19 protein-coding genes, 1 tRNA gene and 1 pseudogene are annotated in these 22,898 nt (G+C 65.7%); 15 read left to right on the plus strand and 6 right to left on the minus strand.

The features are described 5' to 3' along the window. Positions 1-300 precede the first annotated feature (300 nt). From LCF40_RS17045 to LCF40_RS17060, 4 genes and pseudogenes are all read left to right on the plus strand, one after another. Positions 301-816 (plus strand): annotated as a pseudogene (locus tag LCF40_RS17045) (transposase); the annotation flags it as partial. A 445-nt stretch (positions 817-1,261) separates the two neighbouring features. Continuing rightward, positions 1,262-2,254 (plus strand): WD40/YVTN/BNR-like repeat-containing protein, encoded by a 993-nt coding sequence (locus LCF40_RS17050; protein WP_224829408.1) that lies wholly within the window; start codon positions 1,262-1,264, stop codon positions 2,252-2,254. A gap of 138 nt (positions 2,255-2,392) precedes the next feature. After that, positions 2,393-2,830, plus strand: coding sequence for a YybH family protein (locus LCF40_RS17055; RefSeq protein WP_224829409.1), 438 nt, complete (start codon positions 2,393-2,395; stop codon positions 2,828-2,830). Between the two features lie 273 nt (positions 2,831-3,103). Next, positions 3,104-3,253 (plus strand): hypothetical protein, encoded by a 150-nt coding sequence (locus LCF40_RS17060; protein ID WP_224829410.1) that lies wholly within the window; start codon positions 3,104-3,106, stop codon positions 3,251-3,253. A gap of 35 nt (positions 3,254-3,288) precedes the next feature. On the opposite strand, the gene LCF40_RS17065 is transcribed toward LCF40_RS17060, so the two are convergent. Both LCF40_RS17065 and LCF40_RS17070 read right to left on the minus strand, forming a co-directional pair. After that, positions 3,289-4,419, minus strand: coding sequence for a tyrosine-type recombinase/integrase (locus LCF40_RS17065; RefSeq protein WP_224829411.1), 1,131 nt, complete (start codon positions 4,417-4,419; stop codon positions 3,289-3,291). 165 nt (positions 4,420-4,584) lie between these two features. Then, positions 4,585-4,659 (minus strand) — tRNA-Glu (locus tag LCF40_RS17070). Between the two features lie 136 nt (positions 4,660-4,795). Here LCF40_RS17070 and LCF40_RS17075 point away from each other — a divergent pair. Continuing rightward, positions 4,796-5,533 (plus strand): fumarylacetoacetate hydrolase family protein, encoded by a 738-nt coding sequence (locus tag LCF40_RS17075; protein ID WP_224829412.1) that lies wholly within the window; start codon positions 4,796-4,798, stop codon positions 5,531-5,533. 35 nt (positions 5,534-5,568) lie between these two features. After that, positions 5,569-6,180 (plus strand): MBL fold metallo-hydrolase, encoded by a 612-nt coding sequence (locus LCF40_RS17080; RefSeq protein WP_224829413.1) that lies wholly within the window; start codon positions 5,569-5,571, stop codon positions 6,178-6,180. A 1-nt stretch (position 6,181) separates the two neighbouring features. On the opposite strand, the gene LCF40_RS17085 is transcribed toward LCF40_RS17080, so the two are convergent. Both LCF40_RS17085 and LCF40_RS17090 read right to left on the minus strand, forming a co-directional pair. After that, positions 6,182-6,628, minus strand: coding sequence for a UPF0179 family protein (locus tag LCF40_RS17085; RefSeq protein ID WP_224829414.1), 447 nt, complete (start codon positions 6,626-6,628; stop codon positions 6,182-6,184). A gap of 24 nt (positions 6,629-6,652) precedes the next feature. Next, positions 6,653-7,051: a DUF5820 family protein gene (locus tag LCF40_RS17090; protein ID WP_224829415.1), complete on the minus strand. Its 399-nt coding sequence runs from the start codon at positions 7,049-7,051 to the stop codon at positions 6,653-6,655. A gap of 404 nt (positions 7,052-7,455) precedes the next feature. On the opposite strand from LCF40_RS17090, the gene LCF40_RS17095 reads away from it, so the two are divergent. From LCF40_RS17095 to LCF40_RS17115, 5 genes are all read left to right on the plus strand, one after another. Next, complete coding sequence (locus tag LCF40_RS17095) at positions 7,456-9,528, plus strand: PrkA family serine protein kinase (protein WP_224829416.1); 2,073 nt, start codon at positions 7,456-7,458, stop codon at positions 9,526-9,528. Between the two features lie 2 nt (positions 9,529-9,530). Further along, positions 9,531-11,819, plus strand: a complete 2,289-nt coding sequence (locus tag LCF40_RS17100; RefSeq protein ID WP_114578582.1) for a PrkA family serine protein kinase — start codon at positions 9,531-9,533, stop codon at positions 11,817-11,819. Beyond that, on the plus strand, positions 11,810-13,123 hold the full coding sequence (locus tag LCF40_RS17105; RefSeq protein WP_224829417.1) for a YeaH/YhbH family protein: 1,314 nt from the start codon (positions 11,810-11,812) through the stop codon (positions 13,121-13,123). Before LCF40_RS17100 ends, LCF40_RS17105 begins: the two co-directional genes overlap by 10 nt. Next, complete coding sequence (locus LCF40_RS17110) at positions 13,116-15,155, plus strand: SpoVR family protein (RefSeq protein ID WP_224829418.1); 2,040 nt, start codon at positions 13,116-13,118, stop codon at positions 15,153-15,155. The genes LCF40_RS17105 and LCF40_RS17110 overlap by 8 nt, the downstream gene beginning before the upstream one ends. Before the next feature lie 91 nt (positions 15,156-15,246). Then, positions 15,247-15,837 carry a hypothetical protein gene (locus LCF40_RS17115; protein WP_224829419.1) on the plus strand — a complete coding sequence of 197 codons (591 nt, stop codon included), beginning with the start codon at positions 15,247-15,249 and terminating at the stop codon, positions 15,835-15,837. On the opposite strand, the gene LCF40_RS17120 is transcribed toward LCF40_RS17115, so the two are convergent. Continuing rightward, positions 15,834-16,499, minus strand: coding sequence for a glycerophosphodiester phosphodiesterase (locus LCF40_RS17120; RefSeq protein ID WP_224829420.1), 666 nt, complete (start codon positions 16,497-16,499; stop codon positions 15,834-15,836). The genes LCF40_RS17115 and LCF40_RS17120 overlap by 4 nt on opposite strands. A gap of 102 nt (positions 16,500-16,601) precedes the next feature. On the opposite strand from LCF40_RS17120, the gene LCF40_RS17125 reads away from it, so the two are divergent. From LCF40_RS17125 to LCF40_RS17135, 3 genes are all read left to right on the plus strand, one after another. After that, positions 16,602-19,388, plus strand: coding sequence for an AAA domain-containing protein (locus LCF40_RS17125; protein ID WP_224829421.1), 2,787 nt, complete (start codon positions 16,602-16,604; stop codon positions 19,386-19,388). Between the two features lie 46 nt (positions 19,389-19,434). Further along, entirely contained in the window at positions 19,435-19,668 is a 234-nt protein-coding gene (locus LCF40_RS17130; protein ID WP_114578576.1) for a hypothetical protein, read from the plus strand. A gap of 69 nt (positions 19,669-19,737) precedes the next feature. Then, positions 19,738-20,850 (plus strand): ion channel, encoded by a 1,113-nt coding sequence (locus LCF40_RS17135; RefSeq protein ID WP_224829422.1) that lies wholly within the window; start codon positions 19,738-19,740, stop codon positions 20,848-20,850. On the opposite strand, the gene LCF40_RS17140 is transcribed toward LCF40_RS17135, so the two are convergent. Then, on the minus strand, positions 20,817-21,791 hold the full coding sequence (locus tag LCF40_RS17140) for an AIR synthase family protein (RefSeq protein ID WP_224829423.1): 975 nt from the start codon (positions 21,789-21,791) through the stop codon (positions 20,817-20,819). The two genes, LCF40_RS17135 and LCF40_RS17140, sit on opposite strands and share 34 nt — an antisense overlap. 112 nt (positions 21,792-21,903) lie before the next feature. On the opposite strand from LCF40_RS17140, the gene LCF40_RS17145 reads away from it, so the two are divergent. Beyond that, positions 21,904-22,881 carry an MBL fold metallo-hydrolase gene (locus tag LCF40_RS17145; RefSeq protein ID WP_224829455.1) on the plus strand — a complete coding sequence of 326 codons (978 nt, stop codon included), beginning with the start codon at positions 21,904-21,906 and terminating at the stop codon, positions 22,879-22,881. Positions 22,882-22,898: the final 17 nt, after the last annotated feature.

The following is a 22,898-nucleotide window of genomic DNA, read 5'->3' on the forward strand; positions in this document are numbered from 1 at the left end:
CTTCGTCTACTACATGGAGGACGTCCTCGACCTCTACCACGAACCATACGACGAGAACCGTCCAGTCATCTGCTTCGACGAATCCAGCAAAGCACTCCGTGGCCACGAGAGCGACCCGCTCCCGGCGGAGTGATTAGCGCAATGGATGAATACGCATCACAGGCTCCAGCTCAAAGCGCTTCTCACCACGAGTGGATTTCCCGATTAAACAAGCCTCCGAGCGTCGCTGAGAACTAGATCGCCACGTTCCTTCTGGATATTCAGGTGTTGCAGTGACCACTCACACCGGGAGCGGTCGCACGCGTCGGTCACCGGTACAAACGCAACGGGAAAGAACGGATTCACCTCGCCACCGAACCACTAACTGGCTGGGTGAACGTCGAGATCACTGAGCGGCGACGTACCACCGAATTCATCGATCGGATGGTCGAACTCGCAGACGACCACTACCCGGATGCCGACTGCATCCGGGTGGTGGTCGATCAGCTCAACACGCACAATCCTGCCGGCTTCTATCGATTCTTCCCGCCAGATCAAGCCCAGGCGTACCTTGACCGGTTTGAGTTCCACTACACTCCCAAGAAGGGCAGTTGGTTGAACATGGCTGAGATCGAGCTGGGCGTCCTCAAACGCCAGTGTCTCGACCGCCGCATCTATCACGCAGCGACCCTCCGGTCGGAGGTCGCTGCGTGGCAGGAGCATCGGAACGCGGTTGACCGACTCATCGATTGGCAGTTCACCACCGACGACGCACGAATCAAGCTACGGCGACTCTACCCGGTTGAAATTGACGAGGACCAGCAAGTTCAGAGTTGAAGCTTCAGTCAGCCTGTTCGCCGGGCGTTTGGCCCGATTCGAGCGGTGTTCTGAGATAACCAGGCCGGGAGAGGGCAATCACCCGAAATCCGGCCTCACTCAGACCGCGTCCAACACTCAGTCCCTGCATGTATCCGCCGGGACACCCATGCAGCACGATAATCGGATATCCCTTGCCACGCCAACCGATTTCGACAGGTCCGCGTGACGTTGAGGTGATTCTGCTAGCGTCAGTCTTCACATCCCGGCCTTGTTGTTGTGACATCGTATTAACCCGTTCGACACGTTCCACGATTATATACATACGGTGCGCGGGGGGTAGATCACAATTCATGAGACGACTCCGGCCCCCTCGCACGAACCTGTCTCGCGACTATCGAAGCTAAGGACAGAAAGACCTGTACAGCGACGAAAGAAAGATGGTATCCGGTATTCATATCTATTTATGACTGGGCTGATCGGAACCCGCAGTGGCCTGTTTAGAGTGGATACTGTTCCGTTCGAGGGGAGTGAACGAATCATCGACTGCGGTCGAGTTAGTCAGATCTGTGACTCTGACGAAGTTTCTGGGACTCTCGTCGCGGCTGAGGAAGGCCTGTACCGGTTGACTGATACGGGCCAGACCTGGGAGGCAATGGGTGTGCCGGAAACCAATGTCTGGGCAGTATTCGTCGCATCCAGTGGCCAGATCTATGCCGGGACTGACCCTGCTCGACTTTTCCGGTCGAGCGATGGTGGGGACACCTGGATAGAATTGGAAGGTCTCCGCCATCAGACCACTACGGACATATGGCGGTCAGCATTTACTGACACGGCACATGTCCGGACAGTGACCGGTCATCCTGACACACCCGATAGACTATTCGCTGGTATTGAGGTGGGGGGTCTCTACCGGAGTGAAGACGGCGGTGACCGGTGGTCCAAGTGTGAAATCCGTGACGAAGCGGGTGTCGTACAGGATGACATCCATGAAATCAGATGCCTCACACCTGACGAATACATCGTCGCCTGCGGCCGACTCTCTCTTCACGACCCGAACCACGCCGCGGCCGAGGGCGGACTCTATCACACTACGGACGCCGGGACCACGTGGCAGCGTCTCGATCGGGATATCGGTCCATCATATTACCGAAGCCTGTTCCTGCACGACGACGAGTTGTTGACGTGTGGGTCGACCACGGTCCCGCCCGAATGGTCGGGCATGTTGGATGCGGACGCAACGATGTTCGCCTCGACTGATACCGGGAACACGTTCAATCCGGTTCCATATCCAGGCGGACCAGACGAGATGATCCTGGCCTACACCTCGGACGAAAGTCACGTGTACGCTGGAACAGGTGTCGGCGACAACGGACGGATTCTCCGTCGAACGTCCGACCAAACCTGGGAGACTGTAGGTCACGTACCCGATGACGTGTTGTCCCTCACCGTGTACTGATCCACCGCAAGTTGGATTCTGTCGGAAGAGAAGGCCGCTGGCAGGGCGCGTCACGAGCCATTCCGGCGAAAAGACTATCTAACCAATTAGCGAACATGATGCTGTAGAGAACTGGTGAAACAACCGAGTTTATAACAGATGACAGAAGATTCTGGTTCGGACGAAGCAGCGATTGGACAGGTGCTGATGACTGTCGCGGAGGCGTTCCGCGAACTCGACGCGAGCGGTCTAGAGAAGGTGTACGCAGACGACGCCGATTGGATGAACGCGTTCGGAACCACACAACACGGTCGTGATGCAATCGTCCAGTATCACGAACAGCTGTTCGATGACCCGCATTTCTCCCAGGGAGAAGTGGTCGGCGAACCTGAAGCATCAATTCGATCCGTCAGCGATGACGTCGCTGTAGCCAAAACGTATGTCGAGCGTAAGGGACAAGAAACCCAATCGGGCGATGAGCTACCGCGCCGGCACAATCACTCGCACAAGGTCCTCGCCCGTCAGGACGATGGATGGGTGATTGTCTCTGAAATGTACATGGACGAACGACAGAGCCAGCCACTCAGCGAGCAATAATCAGGCAACTCAGAGAAAACAAAAAAAAAACCAATAGATTTTCATAAAATCCATCTGGGTTTCGGGACTCTTCTTGGAACTGAATTGCACGAGAATTTCGTGGAGATTGAACATACTAACGAGTTCTGCGCTTTCTTTCACTGGCGACCGCATGCATCTGGTTAGCAGCCGTGTTCGTCCCATCACCCACACTCACGATCATCCTGTTCGGACTATCATGGATACCATCAGGGATCAACAGTGTACTCACAGCGACGCTGAAGTTGTTTTTGCATGGGAGTACTGGCTTTTGCCTTGGCTTTGAAGAGGATTGTACTAGAGGATTCAGAGGTTTCAGCGCAGGGTTTTGAATGGGTTGTAGACAGGGGTACGACTATACACCATATAGCGGATAGGTGGAACAGGAAAACCCTGGGGAGGTGAGAGATTCGGTGGTGGGTGAAGAGGGGTTGGCTGGGTTATCCCATCCGGTCTAAGGCATCTCGACGCTCCTCAACCGGTGCCTGGTCGTATTTCATCGTGGTCTGTTCGCTTTTGTGTCGTAACTGTTCTTGGGCTGCTCCGAGGTCTTCCTGGTGGGTCATGTAGGTGCCGACGGAGTGCCTGATCGCGTACCAGCTCATTGAACGGTCCACGTTATTATCCGGGGTGCTGTACGGGATCTCTGCGATCTCACAGAGCTGCTCGATCAGGTATTTCAGCGATGAGGTGCCGTACGGGTTTCCAAACCGTGTCAACCATAATGCATCGCTGTCATCGTACTTCTCGTACTGCTTCCGTTCCTCAAGCCACCGGGCCAGGTAGTTCACTGTTTCTTCGCGTAATGCAGGCGTCCAGTTATCCCGATTCTTGGATGAATCTCCTTTCGGGATCCGCAACATCTGATTCTCAATGTCTACCCAGCCGACGACCGCACGCTCGACCTCGCACGGGCGTAACCCGCAGTCAAGCGATACGGCAACCATTGACGGGATCTTCCAGCCGTTCGCGCGCTTCCAGTCCTCCGGCGTTACCTCAGTTTTCGGTTTCTCGAACCGCTGAGCGAGATACGCGATCCACTGGTCGCGTTCCTCCGGTGTGACGTTTTGATAGCCGGGGATGCTGCCGTACTCAAGCGAGGCTTCACGGATCAGGGTTCGCTCGCGCCGGGTCAGGTAGTTCTGAGGCTTGGTCGGCTGGTAGGAGAACGATTTCTCAGCGTCCCAGAGCTCGCCACCGCGCTCGTGCTTCTTCCATTTGAACAGCTTCTTCAACGCCTTCACGCAGTTGGCCTTGTGCGTGTTCGATCCGTCGCTGTAGGCTAAGTGATCTACGTACGCGTCCGCGTGATCCTGCGTGATCTTGGTAGTGTAGCCGTCGCCGGTGTGCTCGGTCCAGACCCAGCGATAGAACTTGTCGAGCCGGTACGCGTCTTTCTCGATCGTGGAGCTGCTGTATCCCTCGGCGGTTTCAGGGTCTTTCCCGATATGGAGCAGCCATTTGATGAGCTGTTCGCGGTGGTCGCGGTAATCAACGCGCTGGCGTTCGTTCAGGAGTTTTTCGGTGGTTGATGGGACTAATCGGACGTCGTCGATGTGTTGATTGGTCATCTGTACCTCCCCGGGTTAGGAATATATAGCTTCTTTCGGCTAGACATTTTTAAAACCCCTGTACAGCGCGGGGGTACCCGATTATGATAACTTAATCGTCCAATATGCGGTGTCATGGTGTTTTGCCAACACCGCGGAAAACGAGGGGTAGAGCCCCCTGAGGAGTGCTCCGTCTGGGATTTGAACCCAGGTCATCGGCTCGAAAGGCCGAAATGATTGGCCGGACTACACCAACGGAGCGAATCAGCACTCCTGGCTTGCCGGGGGCTAGTAAAAAGCGTTCCGTTCCCGCCCGGGAGTGACAGCCGACGACGCACCCTGTGCCAATGACGCCGGCTTCTCAACCCTTTTGCGCCCCCGATGTGACTCCTTCCACATGAAGTACGTCAGATTCCGTGACCCCGCGGGTGCCGTCCGCCGGGGCGAACTCGACGACGGCCGGATCCATTTCGCGAACGACAGCTACGACTTCGAGAGCGAGGCGATCGACGTCCTCGCGCCCTGTGCCCCCTCGAAGATCGTCTGCATCGGCCGGAACTACGCCGACCACGCCGCCGAGATGGGTTCCGATCTCCCCGACCGGCCGCTGCTCTTCCTCAAGGGCCCGAACGCCGTCGCGGGCCACGGCGACGTCGTCGAGCCACCGGCCGGTAAAGAGCGAATCGACTACGAGGCGGAGTTGGGTGTCGTTATCGGAGAGCAGTGTCGCCACGTTCCCGAGAGCGAGGCGATGGACGTCGTGGAGGGCTTTACCTGCGTCGACGACGTCTCGAACCGCGACGACCAGGACGACGAACAGAACTGGATTCGCGGGAAGGCGTTCGACGGCGCGGCCCCGATCGGCCCCGTCGTCGCGACCCCCGAGGAGGTCCCCGAGGACGCGGCGGTCCGCTCGCGGGTCAACGGCGAGCTCCGCCAGGACGGCTCGCTCGAGCAGCTCATCTTCTCGGTGCCCGAACTGATCGCCGAGATCACGACCTACCTCACCCTCGAGCCGGGCGACGTCATCGCCACCGGCACTCCCGAGGGCGTCGGCGCGCTCTCCGACGGCGACGAGGTCGCGATCAAGGTCGAGGGCGTCGGGACCCTCGAGCACTCGGTCCGGCTCCGGTAGGGAACGCTTTTCGCCGCGCCGACCCAGTTCCGACCGTGCCCCTCCGCTGTGGCCCCGTCACCGTCGAACGCCTCGGTCCGACGACCGTCCGGCTCGCGGCCCGAACGGGTGTCGTCGTCTATCTCGATCCGGCGGGCGACGTCGGCGAGCCCCGCGATGGCGACCTCGTCCTCGTCACCGAACGGCCCGATCCCGACGCGATCGCCCGGATCGCCCGCGAGGACGCGCTCGTGGCCATCCCCGAGGGAATCGACCCGAGTGGGCTCGACCGGCCGGTCGAGCGCGTCGCTCCCGGCGAGAGCTTCCTTGTCGGTCCGCTCGACCTCCATACGACGCCCGCCGGCGGAGCTGACGGTCGGGCCACGGGCTGTGGCTACGCGCTGACGATGGACGGCGTGACGGCGTTCTGGCCCGGGCGAACCGCGGTCTTCGACTCCCACCGCACTATGAGCGTCGACCTTCTCCTCGCCCCGGTCGGGCTCGAGGGCGCGATGGACCGCCGCGCGGCGGCCGACCTCGCCGAAACGCTCGACCTTGACCTCGTCGTGCCCGTCGGCTCCGAGTCCGCCGTGGACGTCGAGTCGTTCGTCGTCGACGTCGCGACTCGAGGGATTCCGATCGCCCTGGAGCCGCCGGCTGAGAGCTGAATCAGTTCTCGAGATCGAGCTCGACGAGCGAGAGGCCCCGATCGAGGTGACAGACCTCGTGGGGGGGATCACCCAGGACGGCCCCGATCCGGTGGTCGTCGTCCATCGAGACGCCATCGGGGACGCAGTGTTCGTGGCTCGGACACTCGACGTACGGACAGGGGCCCGCCAGGCTCGCTCTGCTGCCGGCGTAGGCCCCCTTCGAGGGGACGTTCGCCGTCACTGAGACGGGTTCGACCTCGACGGCACGAACCCCGCCGTCGTGGATGGCACACTCGAGCGTCTGGGCGTTCTCGCGGATCCCGGTGATCCGGTAGCGGGTGTCGCTCTCGAGGTTGAGACACTGACTGCGGTACGGACAGCCCGCACAGCCCTCGGCCTCGCCCTCGTAGACGAACTCGGCCCCCGGCTCGGCGAGGCGGGTCCCGATCAGGGTGACGGTCGACATACGTCCACTACCGGCCGGGCGTGGTTAAGGCTCACGTCCCGTGAGTTCGTCGAGCTTCGCGAAGTACTCCTCCCGGGGCACCTGGTAGAGCCCCCGGTAGTCGATCCCGCCGTCGGCGAAGCGACGCGCGACGCCCACGGCGTACGCGAGGGCCTCCTCCCGCCTCTCGAACCTGCCCTCCTCGCCCGTGACCTCCGGTTCGAGGGTGAGGGTGACGTGCCAGTCCGCGCCGGGCGACGTGGGGGCGACGCCGGGCCGGCGATCGCGCCTACCCCGGGTGAGATACAGCGTCGGGAGACAGGCGGCGGGGAACGCCTCGGCGTCGAAGACGTCGGCTCGGTAGACGATCACCGTCCGCTCGTCCTCCTCGCTCCAGACCGTCCAGCCGGGCGGGAGATCGGCGAGGTCGGTGTGGTCGGTCACGACCGCCGGTAGGTTCCCCCGCCGTATAGCCCCGTTGGGGTGCGCGCGAGCGACGGGGCGCCGTAGCGGACGGGTCGCTTAAATACCTGGCGGGGCGTTCGCGGCTCCCGACGAATAGAGTCAACCGACGGAAGTCTGAAAAATACACCTGCTAAATAACTGTCGGGGCTATCTTTAAGTGGTTGGGATCCTCTCTCATTAAATACTATCGGTATCCGTCCGACGGACCGATGCGCCGTCCTCGATGGCTCGTTGCCCAGGTGCCGACCGGTCGACCGGCCCACGACCATGACACGAACGCACACCGCCCGACGCCACCCCGCCCTCCGACGCGCCGAGCCAGGAGGGGCCGGTACGGACCCCACCGACCGAACGGAACCGACTACGGCCAGACCAGTGATACAATGACCGGTGACACCGAAACGCTGGAGACGCTCAGTACCGACTACCAGGAGTCGATGCCCGCGGACCTGCGGGAGACCCACTCCTTCGACTGGTACCTCCAGGAAGCCTACGACGACCCGAAGATCACCCGCAACGCCCACCAGCGGGTCGCGGACATGTTCGACTTCTACGGGACGACCTACGACGAGACCGAGGGGGTCGTCGAGTACCGACTCGCGAGCGAAGACCCCTTGGACGACGGCGAGAACACCTTCTACGGCCGGATCGTCCACCAGTCGATCCACGAGTTCGTCAACAAGGTCAAATCCGGCGCCCGCCGGCTCGGCCCCGAACGCCGGATCAAACTCCTGCTGGGTCCTGTCGGCTCCGGGAAGTCCCACTTCGACCGCCAGGTCCGGCGCTACTTCGAGGACTACACCCTCCGGGACGACGGGAGAATGTACACCTTCCGGTGGACGGACCTCACGGACGTCATCGCCGACCAGGACCCCACCGACGACGTCGTTCGGTCGCCGATGAACCAGGACCCGCTCGTACTCCTTCCCCTAGAGCAGCGCCGGTCGGTGATCGAGGACATAAACGAGCGCCTCGACGCCCCCTACACGATCCGCAACGAGCAGAGCCTGGATCCCGAAAGCGAGTTCTACATGGACAGGCTGCTCGCTCACTACGACGACGACCTCCAGGCAGTATTGGAAAACCACGTCGAGGTCGTCCGACTGGTCGCAGACGAGAACAAGCGCCAGGCCGTCGAGACCTTCGAGCCCAAAGACAAGAAAAACCAGGACGAGACCGAGCTGACGGGCGACGTCAACTACAGCAAGATCGCGGTCTACGGCGAGAGCGATCCTCGAGCCTTCGACTACTCCGGCGCGTTCTGTAACGCGAATCGCGGCATCTTTAGCGGCGAGGAACTGCTCAAGCTCCAGCGGGAGTTCCTCTATGACTTCCTGCACGCCACCCAGGAGGCGACGATCAAGCCCAAGAACAACCCCCGGATCGACATCGACCAGGTGATCGTCGGCCGGACGAACATGCCCGAGTACAAGGACAAGAAGGGCGACGAGAAGATGGAGGCCTTCAACGACAGGACGAAACGGATCGACTTCCCCTACGTCCTGGCCTACGAGGAGGAAGCGCGGATCTACGGGAAGATGCTCGAGAATGCCGACGTCCCCGACATCGACGTCGAGCCCCACACCCTGGAGATGGCCGGCCTCTTCGGGGTCCTGACCCGGATCGAGGAGCCCGACACCGAGACGGTCGACCTGCTCTCGAAGGCCAAGGCGTACAACGGCGAGATCGACGAGGGAGAGGACGTCGACGTCAAGAAGCTCCGCGAGGAAGCCGCCACGAGCGCCGAGATCGGCGAGGGGATGGAGGGGATTTCACCGAGATTCATCGGCGACGAGATCGCCGAGGCGATCATGGACTCGAAACACCGACAGCGGGGCTTTCTCTCGCCGCTTACCGTCTTCAACTTCTTCGAGGAGAACTTAGAGCACCACGGCTCGATTGCCGCGGACGCCTTCGAACGCTACTACCGCTACCTCGAGGTCGTCCGCGAGGAGTACAGAGAGCGCGCGATCGAGGACGTCCGCCACGCACTTGCCTACGACCTAGAGGAGATCCAGCGCCAGGGCGAGAAGTACATGGACCACGTGATGGCCTACATCGACGACGACACCGTCGCCGACGACTTCACGGGGCGCGAACAGGAGCCCGACGAGACGTTCCTCCGAAGCGTCGAGGAGAAACTCGACATCCCCGAGGACCGAAAGGACGACTTCCGCCAGGAGGTCTCCAACTGGGTTTCCCGACGCGCTCGCGGTGGCGAGGCGTTCGATCCCCAGGACAACGAGCGCCTGCGTCGCGCCTTGGAGCGGAAGCTCTGGGAGGACAAGAAACACAACATCAACTTCTCCGCGCTCGTCTCGGCCAACGAGTTCGACGACGACGAGCGCTCGGCCTGGATCGCCGGCCTGATCGACCAGGGTTACAGCGAGGCCGGCGCGAAGGAGGTCCTGGAGTTCGCGGGCGCGGAGGTCGCCAGATCGGAGATCGAGGACTGACGATGAGCGAGGGATCCGAGTACGTTCGTGCGGCAGACCGCGCCCTACGGGAGACCTACGAGGAGCCGATGGCCCTCCCGGAGTACGTCGACCGGCTCGTGGAGAACCCGACGATCGGCGCCCACGCCGCGAAGTACCTGCTCGCGGCGATCGAGGCCGCCGGAACCCGAACGGTCGTCGAGGAGGGCGAGGAGACCCGCCGCTATCGCTTCTTCGACGACCCCCACAACGACGGCGAGCACGCGATCCTGGGCAACACCGAGGTCCTCAACGGGTTCGTCGACGATCTCCGGTCGATCGCCGCCGGCAGAGGAAAGGACGAGAAGATCGTCTGGTTCGAGGGACCCACGGCCACCGGAAAGTCCGAGCTGAAGCGGTGTCTCGTCAACGGGCTCCGGGAGTTCTCGAAGACGCCCGAGGGACGGCGGTACACCGTCGAGTGGAACGTCCAGTCGGCCGGCGCCGACGACCGCGGGCTCTCCTACGGCGGCGACCCGACCGTCGGCGACGACGAACACTGGTACGAGAGCCCGGTCCAGACCCACCCGCTGTCGGTGTTCCCCGAGGAGGTTCGCGAGGACCTCGTAAGCGAGGTCAACGACGGGATAGACGACCACGTTCCCCTCGAGGTCGCCGGCCGGCTCGACCCCTTCTCGCGGGAGGCCTACGAGTTCCTGGAGGAACGCTACCGCAGGCAGGGCCGCGACGAACTGTTCTCGGCGATCGTAGACGAGAGCCACCTGCGGGTGAAAAACTACGTCGTCGACGTCGGCCGGGGCGTTGGCGTCCTCCACAGCGAGGACGAGGGCACGCCCAAAGAGCGACTGGTCGGCTCCTGGATGCACGGAATGCTCCAGGAACTGGACTCGCGGGGTCGAAAGAACCCACAGGCCTTCTCCTACGACGGGGTGCTCTCGCAGGGCAACGGCGTACTCACGATCGTCGAGGACGCCGCCCAGCACGCCGACCTCCTCCGGAAGCTGTTGAACGTCCCCGACGAGCGGTCGGTGAAGTTGGACAAGGGGATCGGAATGGATCTGGACACACAGTTGGTGATCATCTCGAACCCCGACCTCGAGGCCCAACTCAACCAGCACGCCGACAGAAACGGGATGGACCCGCTGAAGGCGCTCAAACGCCGGCTGGACAAACACGACTTTGGCTACCTCACCAACCTCTCGCTGGAGACCGAACTCGTCCGCCGGGAGCTGACCGGCCAGACCGAGATCTGGGAGGTCGCCGGCGACGAGGAGCGAACGGAGCGGATCCGCGAGGCCGTGACGGTCTCGGTCAAAGACGGTGCAGGCGAGGTGCGACGGCGGGAGTTCGCACCCCACGCGATCGAGGCCGCGGCCCTCTTTGCCGTCGTCTCCCGCCTCGACGAGGAGGACCTCCCGGCGGGCCTCGACCTCGTCGACAAGGCGATGATCTACGACAAGGGCTACCTCCAGGAGGGCGACACCCGAACCGACAAGGCGGAGTTCGAGTTCGACGACGCGTCCGCCGACGGCGAGCAGGGGATCCCCGTCACGTACACGCGAGACGTGCTCGCGGACCTGCTCCATGCCGAGGGCGAGCGCCATCACGCGGACCTCGCCGTCGAGGACGTCGTCATGCCCCGGGACGTGTTGAACGCGATGGCCGAGGGACTCTCGACGGCGCCGGTGTTCTCGACGGGCGAGCGCTCGGAGTTCGAGAACCGCGTGGTTCCGGTCAAGAACCACGTCTTCGACCGCCAGGAAGAAGACGTGATCGAGGCGATCATGTTCGACAACCGGGTTGACAGAGAGACCGTCGCCGACTACGTCGAACAGGTCTACGCCTGGGAGACGGGCGAACCGCTCTACAACGACCGCGGCGAGGAGGTCGAGCCCGACCCCCTAGAGATGAAGCTGTTCGAGGTCGAAGGGCTCGGACGGTTCTCCGAATCCGCCTACGACGGCAACCGTCCCGACGAGAGCGTCCGAACGTTCCGGCGGCAGAAGGTGATCACGACCCTGAACCGCCACGCCTGGGAGTCCCGAAACGAGGAGTTCGCCGCCGCCGACGTCGATCTCACTGCGATCCCGGTCATCCGGTCGGTCCTCGAGAGCCACGACTGGGACGACGTCCGTCGGACCTTCGAGGACGTCGATCCCCGTCAGTGGGACGACCCGCCCCAGGGGACCGAGACCGCGGCGGTCAAAGCGGCCACGCTCGAGGCCATGACCTCTGAGTTCGGCTACAGCGAGGCCTCCGCTGAGTTGACCAGCAGACACGTCATGGGACAGGTGAGCTACAGATGGGACTAAGAGAGGATTTAGAGCGGTTTCGCGAGGTCGGCGAGGCCCGACGGGAGGACTTGGCGGAGTTCATCAGCTACGGCGACCTTGGGAGCAGCCGGCCCGACGAGGTCAGGATTCCCGTCAAGATCGTCGATCTCCCGGCGTTCGAGTACGACCGTCGGGACAGGGGCGGCGTCGGCCAGGGCGACGCCGAGGTCGGCCAGCCGGTCGGTCAGCCCCGGCCACAGCCGGGCGACGACGGCGAGGAGAGCGACCCCGGCGACGAGGGGGGCGACCACGAGTACTACGAGATGGACCCCGAGGAGTTCGCCCAGGAGTTAGACGAGGAGCTGGGCCTCGACCTCGATCCCAAGGGGAAGACGGTCGTCGAGGAGACGGAGGGCCCCTTTACGGACATGACCCGGTCGGGACCCGACAGCACGCTCGACTTCGAGCGGATGTTCAAGGAGGGGCTCAAACGGAAGCTCGCGACCGACTTCGACGAGGAGTTTTTGCGCGAAGTGTGCAAGGTCTCCGGGATCACTCCTCGCGAGGTCTTCGAGTGGGCCAGAGGCGAGAGCCTGCCGGTCTCCTTTGCCTGGGTCGAGGAGGCCCACGCGGAGGTCGAAGACGAGCGGGGTGCCTGGGGCTCCATCGAGGAACTCGAAGCGGAGATCGACCGCGAGCCGATCCAGGCGAAGATCCGGCGGGAAGGGATCGGTCACGTCCCGTTCCGCCGGGAGGACGAACGCTACCGGTACCCCGAGATCGTAGAGGAGAGAGAGAAGAACGTCGTCGTCGTCAACATCCGGGACGTCTCGGGGTCGATGCGCGAGAAGAAACGCGAGCTGGTCGAGCGGACGTTCACCCCGCTGGACTGGTATCTCACCGGCAAGTACGACACCGCCGAGTTCGTCTACATCGCCCACGACGCCGACGCCTGGCAGGTCTCGCGCGAGGAGTTCTTCGGGATCCGCTCGGGCGGCGGGACGAGGATCTCCAGTGCGTACGAACTCGCCGCCACCCTCTTGGAGGAGTACCCCTGGAGCGACTGGAACCGGTACGTCTTCGCGGCGGGCGACTCGGAGAACTCGAGCAACGACACCGGCGAGCGGGTGATCCCGCTGATGGAGGAGATCCCGGCGAACCTCCACGCCTACGTCGAGACCCAGCCCTCGGGCAACGCGATCAACGCGACCCACGCAGAGGAGTTGGAACGCCACTTCGGCCGCGACGCCGAGGACGTCGCGATCGCCTACGTCAACGGCGCCGAGGACGTGACCGACGCGATCTACGAGATCCTCAGTACGGAAGGTGACAGTGATGAGTGACCCACATCCCCTCTCCTCGAGCACGAACGGCGATCGCTTCCGGAAGCAGGCGATCGCCGGCGACCTAGAAGCGCCCGTCGAGCACGCCCGCCAGTTGGCCGAGAAGCTCGGCCTCGAGCCGTATCCGGTCAACTACTGGATCGTCGACTACGACGAGATGAACGAGCTGATCGCCTACGGCGGGTTCCAGACGCGATACCCCCACTGGCGGTGGGGAATGACCTACGACAAGCAGCGCAAGCAGGGACAGTACGGCGGCGGGAAGGCCTTCGAGATCGTCAACAACGACAACCCCTCACACGCCTTCCTCCAGGAGTCGAACACGGTCGCAGACCAGAAGGCGGTGATCACCCACGTCGAGGCCCACGCCGACTTCTTCGGGAACAACGACTGGTTCGGGCTGTTTACCGGCGGGCGGGCCGACGATTCGGTAGACGCCGCCGCGATGTTAGAGCGCCACGCCAGAACGATCGAGGAGTACATGGCCGATCCCGAGATCGACCGCGCGGAGGTCGAGAAGTGGATCGACCACACGCTCACCTTAGAGGACAACATCGACCAGCATCAGGTCTTCTCCCGGCGGCGCGAGAGCGAGGACGCTCCGACAGGGCTCGACGACGACCTCGGGGAGAAACTCGACGAGCTGGGGATCTCCGCGGAGGTCAGAGGCGAGGTGTTCGACGAGGAGTGGATCGAACGGATCGAAGGTGACGAGGAAGCCCCGAGCTTCCCCGCCGAACCTGAACGGGACCTGCTCGCGTTCGTCCGCGAACACGGCAAGCGCTACGATGAGGACGCGGGAAAGGCAGTGGAGATGGCGGAGTGGCAACGCGACGTCCTCGACATGATGCGCGCGGAAGCCTACTACTTCGCCGCCCAGAAGATGACGAAGATCATGAACGAGGGGTGGGCGGCCTACTGGGAGTCGCTCATGATGACCGGGGAGGCCTTCGCCGGCGACGACGAGTTCGTCGACTACGCAGACCACATGGCGAAGGTGCTCGGCTCGGGCGGGCTCAACCCCTACAGCCTCGGGAAACAGCTCTGGGAGTACGTCGAGAACACCGCCAACCGCCGGGAAGTCATAGAGGCCCTGCTCCGGGTCGAGGGGGTGAGCTGGCGCAACCTCACGGACGTGGTCGACTTCGATGACGTCCGGGACCGGCTCGAACCCCCCGAAGCGCTCGCCTCGATCTCGGGCGACTCCCTCGAGGACCTCGCGGAACTCCCCGAGACGTGGATCGACGGGGAGGCCCTCGACGCGGCTCGGGCGGGCGAGATCGACGTCGAGGCCTACCCCTGGAAACTGCTCACCTACGAGGGGCTCGCGCGCCGGCACTACTCGCTGGTCGAGCCCCAGTTCCGGGGTTTTCTCGCGGAGGTGAGCCAGGACGAGTTAGAGCGGATCGGGCGATACCTGTTCGACGACGCCCGCTACGGGTCCGTCGAGGAGGCGTTGGCGGACCTCGACTACGCCGCGGGCTGGAACCGGATGTACGACGTCAGAGAGAGTCACAACGACGTCACTTTCGTCGACGAGTTCCTCACGAGCGAGTTCGTCGCCGAGAACGACTACTTCGCCTACGAGTACTCGGAGGCCTCCGGCGGCTTTCACGTCTCGAGTACGGACGCCGCCGACGTCAAGAAGAAGTTACTGCTCCAGTTTACCAACTTCGGGAAGCCGACGATCGCGGTCTACGACGGCAACTACGGCAACGCAAACGAGTTGCTGCTCGGCCACCAGTACAACGGGGTCGGTCTCGACATGGACGCCGCCGGCGAGACCCTGAAACGACTGTTCGAGCTCTGGGGCCGGCCGGTGAACCTGCTGACGATCGCCACGGAGGTCGACGACCACGATGTCGAGGTCGCTCGCCGGCGGAATCGCGAACCCGATCGCGAAGAACGGGGCAAACGCCTGCGCTACGACGGCGAGGAGCTGACCGTCGAGGACGCCCCCTGGGAGGACGTCTCTCACCTCGCAGCCGACGACGTCGATTACGACACGAAACCCGAGGAGTGGCTCGCGTAGCTGGGGCGGGAAAACCGCACGACTGCGGCCGATCGTTCATCCGAGAACGGTCGAAACCCTTTTGGGTTAGTTGGCCGGAATCTCAGTCAGGATGGATGGGGAGCCTTGCGGTTCCGACGAGTCCGCGGTCCCTCCACCGGCGATCGATCTGCCGGCGGTACTTGCGGGACTCGACGCCGAAGCCGAACGCCGGGACGCCGTCGCCGCGGTCCGGGAGGCCGTCGACGAGGAGCCGGCAGCCTGCGCACCGACGATCCCGAAGCTCCGGGACCTCCTGGGCGAGGGGACGGCCGAGGAAGCAGCGGTCGCGTACTGCCTCGCCGAGATCGCCGAGGCGTCGCCGACCGACGTCGCGCCCTCGGCCGGCGACATCGCGGCGTTCGTCGCCGGAGAGCATCCGAGTCCGGCAGCGACGGAGGGGTTTCGGGCGCTCGCCGCCGTCGCGGACGCACGGCCGGACGCCGTCGAGGACCACGACGACCGCCTCGTCCGAGCGATCGAGGCAGGGCCCGACCCCGATCGGGGCTCGCCTAGGCTATGGGAGGCCATCGAACGACTGGAGCGGGCGATCCCCTCGATCGCGACCGCGACCCCCGACGACGGCCGAGAGAACGGCGCGCTGGGGGGTTCCGGCTACGAGGGACGTCCCGTGGCGGTCGTCACCGAGGAGCCGGAGTCCTAGAGCGCGATCGGGCGGTCCGAGGAGACGCAGTCGACCCCCCGACACCCGAGTAGCCGTGCGCTCTGCCGACCGGGGACCGACCAGGCGTGGACCTCGAGGTCGACCCGGTTCGCGCGATCGACCAGCCGCGTGAACAGACAGCGCCGGGCGTGAGCGCCGACGACCTCACAGCCGAGTTCGACGGCGGTCGTCACCGGTCTCCGGCGGTCGCGACTCACGAGCAGCCCCGTCGCCTGGTCGGGATCGAGGTCGTGGAGTTCCCGGAGTTCGGGGAGCAGAAAGGAGGTACAGACGATCCGGTTGTCGGCGTCGGCGGCCTCGAGTTCCCGGAGGACGTCGTCGGCGATCCCCAGGTCCTTCAGCTCGAGGTTGACGTCGGCCGAGGGGGGGAGCGCCTCGAGCATCTCAGCGAGCGTGGGGATCCCCTCTGCGGAGTCGAGGACGGTCCGCGTGCGGAGCCGTTCGAGGTCGGTATCGGCGACCCGGCCGGGTTCGCCGGTCACCCGCTCTAGGTCGTCGTCGTGGACGACGACGAGTTCGCCCGAGCCACACCGCCGGACGTCGAACTCGACGACGTCTGCGCGGGCAGCTGCGGCCCGGACCGCGGCGATCGTGTTCTCGGGGGCGACCCCGGCGAACCCGCGATGGGCGATCAGACGCATTGCCGGAGTGGAGGCCGGCATCGGCTTCAATCCCCCGCCTCCGCCCGGGATGTCGCCGTGGCGACCGACAGCGTTTTTCGCGCGCCGGCTCTTTCAGGTCCCGTGAACGTACGGGGGATCGTCGCCGGCGAGGTCTCGACGCGGACGGTAGGGACCGAGTACGGCGACCGCGAGCTCGCGGAGGTGCCGATCCGCCCGGCCGACGACGCGAGCGGGGCGGGCGCCGACGCCGTGGACCAACCCACTCGAGTCACCTGCTGGGGGAAGTGGACCGAATCGGCGGAACTGCTCGAGCCCGGGATGGAACTGGTCGTCACCGACGCCGAGCGAACGGAGTTTCGCGGGGAGGAGGGGTTTTCGACGACGGGCGACTCCTACGTTGTCGTTGAGCCCTCCTTTCTGGTCAACGTCACCGACATCAGGAGCTGGACCGAGTGTCCCCGACTGTACTACCTGAACAAGCTCTCGGGGATCCCGCCGAACTATCCGGTGACGAAGGGGACCCTCGTCCACGAGGTGTTCGGCGACCTCCTCCGCGGGCGGGCGGTCGAGGAGTCGATCGAGGCCCGCGTCGAGGAGCGCGGCCTCGAGCTCGGGATGTTGGGTGAATCCGCCGAGAGCGTCCGGGAGGACGTCAGGAAGAACGCGGCGGCGATCGAGGGCTGGCTCGAGCAGGGCCGGCTGGGAAAGACCGACGGCGGTCGGGAGACGGCCGACGTGAGCGCCGAGCGGTTCGCGCCCGACGAGAGCGAGTGGCGCTCCGAGCGGCTGCTGATCAGCGCGACGTTTGGCATCCGGGGGCGGGCCGACGCGATCCGCGGGGGCGCACCGGTCGAACTCAAAACCGGAAAGAACCTCCGCAAGGAGCCCCGGTTCAAGGATAAGGTCCAGGCGGCGTGTTACGCGCTGTTGCTCGAGGAGGAGGGCGGGGAGGTAGACACCGGGACCCTGCTCTACACGAAGAACTCCGCGCTCGAACGCGACGAGGAGACCGGCGATCTGACGCCCGCAAAGGAGTTCTCGATGGGGAGCGGACTGTTGAAGTACGTCGTCAGGCTGCGAAACGAGATCGCGGCGATGGAGTTCGATCGCGGAGTGCCGACGGGGTACGAGGGCAACGCCAGCTGCGAGTACTGCTTCGAACAGGACACCTGCATGGTCGTCTCGGGCCGGCTCGACCAGGAGTCGAAGGCCGGACAGATCGGAGCGGCGCTTCCCGAGGAGGAACGAGAGTACTTCGAGCGCTTCTACCGGGCGATCGAGGCCGAGCGCCGCGAGGTCCACCGCGAGTACGCCAAACTCTGGGAGCAGAGCCCCGAGGAACGGGCCGACGACGACCGGGCGCTGATCGACCTCGAGTTCGAGGAGATGCGGCCCCTAAAGGGCGGGCGCTGGGAGATTCACGCCCGCCGGCGCTCGGACGAAAGCTCGAAGATCCGGGAGGGCGACCTCGTGCTCGCGAGCGACGGCCGCCCGGTCCGCGGAGAGGCCGAACTCGCCCGGATCGAACGCCTGGAGAGCGAGGACGGCGGCGAGGTCGTGCTGACGGCCGACGAGCCCGTCGAGGCGACCCGGCTCGACGTCTACCCCTCCGAGTTCACCACCGACCGCCAGCTCTCGGCGCTCCACGACGCCCTCCTGAAGGGAAGCGAGCGCCGCAAGGACGTGCTCTTCGGGCGCGAGGAGCCCGTCTTTCGCGAGGTCGAGGAGACGTTCATCGAGAACAACGCGGCCCAGGACGAGGCCGTCCGGAAAGCGGTCGGCTGTGCGGACCTCGCGTTGATCCACGGCCCGCCCGGAACCGGGAAGACGTACACCATCGCCCGGGCGATCCGCGCGATGGTCGACCGCGGCGACCGCGTCATCCTGTCGGCCTTTACGAACCGGGCGGTCGACAACGCACTCGAGGCCCTTCGCGACCAGGGATTCACCGACTTCGTCCGGATGGGCACCGAGAGCGGCGTCCGCGAGGACATGCTCCCCTTCCGGCTCGAACGCTCGGGCGACCCCGAGGAACGCGCCCGCGAGTTGCGGGAGGCGCCCGTCGTGGCGGCGACGACGGCGACCTGCGGTTCACGAGTGATGAAGGAGACCGAGTTCGACGTCGCCCTCGTCGACGAGGCCGCCCAACTCACCGAGCCCGGCACCTTCGCCGCGGCGAACCTCGCCGACCGGTTCGTGCTCGTGGGCGACCACGAACAGCTCCCGCCGGTGGTGCGGGCGGAGACGGGGGAGAGCGAGACGGGAGCGGCGGGAGGCGAGGAGGCGGACCTCTCGCGGTCGCTGTTCGAGCGGCTCGTCTCGGCGTATCCGGGGGCAGGCGTCATGTTAGACCGCCAGTACCGGATGAACCAGCGGATCCAGGCGTTCGCCTCCCGGGAGTTCTACGACGGTGAGCTCCGGCCCGCGACGCCCGAGGTCGCCGGGCGAACGCTCGACGACATAGCGGGAGCGAGCCGCGAGGCGTTGCCCGACGAACTCGGGGATCCAGTCGCGTTCGTCGACGTCGCGGGCGACGCCGCCCGCCACACCGACGGCAAGGAGGCCGCCCGGATCGCTGACCTCGTAGAGTGCTACGAGGCCGCGGGCGTCCCGCGGGCGGAGATCGGCGTCATCGCGCCGTTTCGCGCCCAGGTCGGCGAGATCAGGGGTCGGGTTCCCGACGACGTGACCGTCGACACCGTCGACCGCTTCCAGGGCTCGAGCGAGGAGGTCATCATCGTCTCGTTCGTCGCGACCGGCGACCTGGAGGGGCCGATCTTCGAGGACTACCGCCGGATCAACGTCGCGCTCACCCGACCCAAACGCGCGCTCGTCCTCGTCGGCGACTCGCGGGCCCTCGAGTCCGATCCGGTCTACGGCCGGATGCTCGAGTGGGCCCGGACCTGACGGGAGATCGCGGGCCGTTTATACGTCCGCGCTCGCAAGTCCGGCCATGAGCCAGGAGCCGGACCTCCCCGTGAAGCCGGTCGATCTGCTCGTCCTGGTCGTCGTCTCCGTGCTGGGCGGGGCGCTGATCGCGAGCTGGGCGATGGAGCCCCGGCTCACGCCGAACTTCGTCGTGGCGATCTCCTCGGGGACCGTGATGCTGGCCTTTTTCCTGTTCATCCCCGTGATGGGCGTCCGGACGTTCCTCGAGGAACGGAAGGGCGGAAACGAGGGGTCGTAGCTCCGTCGGCGGGGTGGAGCCGGCGGTAGTGCGGGCTTTACTTCGGTGGGCGTCGTGGAGGGCGGGACCATGCTGGACCGACTGGCAGACGCCCGTTCGGCGGGGAGCCTCGCCGTCCGGGTCGTCGTGGCGGTCGCCGTCGTCTCGATCGCGACCGGCGTCGCCGCGATCCTCACGGATCCGGCGCTGACGGCGGCGGGGCCGGCCGCCGAGATACAGGCGATCGCGGAGTTTTCCGCTACGGTCGTCGGCTTCGCGCTTCTCGTCGTGGCCTGGGGGATGCGACGGGGGTACAGGGTCGCGTACGTCGCCGCGGCGGCGCTGGTCGCACTCGAGGCGGTCCACGGGGTCGTCCAGTTGCGGCTGCTCTCGATCCCGCTCGTCGTGCTCTCGGTCGGCGGGCTTGCGGTCCTCGTGGCGACCAGCGAGCGGTTCACCCGCTCTGCCGGCCTCACGCTCTCGGCGACGCAGTTCGGTGCGGTCGTCGCCGTCGTCGGCGTCGGCTGTTACGGTACCGCCGGCGCCTACGCGCTCCGGGGCGGGTTCGACGGCGTGGGAGGCGTCGTCGACGCCGTCTACTTCACGGTCGTCACCGCGACGACGGTCGGCTACGGCGACGTCCATCCGACCTCGCTGGGCGCGCGGCTGTTTGCGGCCTCGCTGGTCGTCCTCGGGCCGGCGGCGGTCGCCGTCGCCGCCGGTAGCCTGTTCGGGCCGGCCGTCGAGGCGCGCCTCGCGATGGCCGGCCGACGGGTGAGGGCCCACCGCGACGGGATCGAGCGGGTCGCCGTGGTCGGCTTCGAGGGACCCGCACGGGCGATCGCCGAGCGGCTCGCCGAGCGGGCGGCGGTGACGATCGTCGCCGAGAACCAACGTCTCGAGGGACTGCCGGCGGACGTCGAGGTCCACGCGGGCGAGCCGACCGACGAGGCCCTCCTCGAGCGGGCCGGCGTCGCCTCGTGTGGTGGGGTCGTGATCGCCGATGGCTCTCCCGACGCCGTCCGTGCCACGCGGGAGACGACAGCCGCCCCGATCGTCGCGGTCGCGGCCGACCCCGAACCCGCGGTCGCGGAGGGTGCGGACGTCGTGATCGACCCCCGGTCGGCCGTGGCCGACGCCGCCGTGGCGGCGGTCCTCGAATCGTCCGCTCAGTCGGCGTCCGCGGCCTCCCAGAGCGGATAGAGCTCGTCCTCGATCGGCTCCGCGACGGGTTCGCCGTCGAGGATGAGCGCCGGATCGCCCGCCTCGACGGTCCCGATCGCCGCCGCGTCGATCCCGGCAGACTCGAGGGCGGCGAGTGCCTCGTCGACCGACCCGGCGGAAACGGTCGCGAGCAGGGCCCCCGAGCCGAAGATCCGGAGGGGGTCGACGCCCGCGGCCCCACAGAGCGTCTCTGTCTCCGGGCGGATCGGTATCGCCTCGCGATCGACCTCGAGACGGACCCCCGATGCGCGGGCGACCTCCGACAGCCCGGCCGCGACGCCGCCCTCGGTGGGATCGTGCATCGCGCTCGCCGCCTCGCGGAGACGGCGACCGTCGGGGACGACGCTGACCTCCTCGAAGGAGGCGAGGGCCCGTTCCCGGACGTCGTCGGGAACGGCGAGTTCCTTCCCGAAGTCGGCCGCGAGGATCGCCGTCCCCTCGATCGCCGCCGCCTTCGTCACGAGGACCCGATCGCCGGGCTCGGCGCCGCCGGTCGGGACGAACCGGTCCGTCGGTCCCATCGCGGTCAGGGAGAGCAGCGGGCGCTCCAGAGCGTCGACGTACTCGCTGTGGCCGCCGACGATCGCGGCGCCGACCTCGCGGGCGGCGGCGTCGAGCTCCGCCGAGACCGTCTCGAGGACCTCGCGTTCGGCACCGCCGGGGAGCATGATCACGACGGTCAGCCACCGCGGGTCGGCCCCGGAGGCGGCGACGTCGTTGCAGGCGACGTGGACGCCGAGGCGGCCGACCTCGGAGGCCGCAAGCGAGATCGGGTCCGAGCTGACGACCAGCGTCCCCCCCTCGCAGGCGATCGCCGCGGCGTCCTCGCCGTCGGCGGGTCCCTGGAGAACCGCGGGGTCGTCGGCGCCCGTTCGATCGAAGACGTGCTCGAGGAGCTCCGGGCTCACCTTGCCGGGCATGGTTCGAACTGGGCGGATGCGGGGTTTGTAGCTGACGGTGGGGCGTCGGTGGCGGACCGACGCCACGGACGACGTCGAACGCTTCTTGGCACGCGGCGCCCTCGAACCGGACATGGAGCGGGTCACGCTGGGCAACGAGGAGTTCGAGGGGCGAAACGACGCCTATCTCCTCGACGACGAGGGGGTCGCGCTGGTCGACACCGGGATCGCCACGGCCGAGACCGAATCAGAGTTGCGCGAGGGCCTCGCCGAGTACGGCCACGAGTTCGCCGACATCGAGACGATCGTCCTGACCCATTGGCACCCCGACCACGCCGGCCTGGCCGGTGCGATCCAGGCCGAAAGCGGCGCGCGCGTCCTCGTCCACGCTTCCGACGCCCCGCTCGTCCGCCGGGACGACGAGGCCCTCGCGGAGTTCGACTCGTTGCGGCGAGAAGCTTTCGAGGCGTGGGGAATGCCCACCGACGAGCGCGAGTCCCTCCTCGCCTTTCTCGACGGGAGCGAGGCGATCGCGGGCGAGCCCGCGACCGTCGAGGAGATCGCCGACGGCGACCGTCTCGCGGTCGGCGGGCGAACGCTGGAGACGGTCCACGCACCCGGTCACACCGCCGGCCTCTGTCTGTTCGAGTTCGAGACCGCCGACGGCCGGGAGGCGTTCGTCGGCGACGCCGTCCTCCCCGTCTACACGCCAAATGTCGGTGGGGCCGACGTCCGCGTCGAGCGCCCGCTCGCGAACTACCTCGATACCCTTCGGACCGTCGTCGAACGCGATTACGACCGGCTCTGGCCCGGCCACCGCGACCCGATCGACGATCCCGCAGGTCGGGCGCGGACGATCGCCGAACATCACCGCGAGCGAACCAGTCGGGTCCTCGACGTTCTCCGGGAACACGGCCCTGCCGACGCCTGGACGGTGGGCGCCCACCTCTTCGGCGACCTGGAGGGGATCCACGTCATGCACGGACCCGGGGAGGCCTTCGCCCACCTCGACCACCTCCGCCACGAGGGGATCGTCCGGGAGGTCGAAGGGAAGTACGAGACGACCGGGAAGGAGGCCGATCTCGAGTCGCTCGTTCCGGTGCCCGAGTGACCGGGTTTCGCCGGCGA

This window comes from Saliphagus infecundisoli (assembly GCF_020177375.1).
Classification (GTDB): domain Archaea; phylum Halobacteriota; class Halobacteria; order Halobacteriales; family Natrialbaceae; genus Saliphagus; species Saliphagus infecundisoli.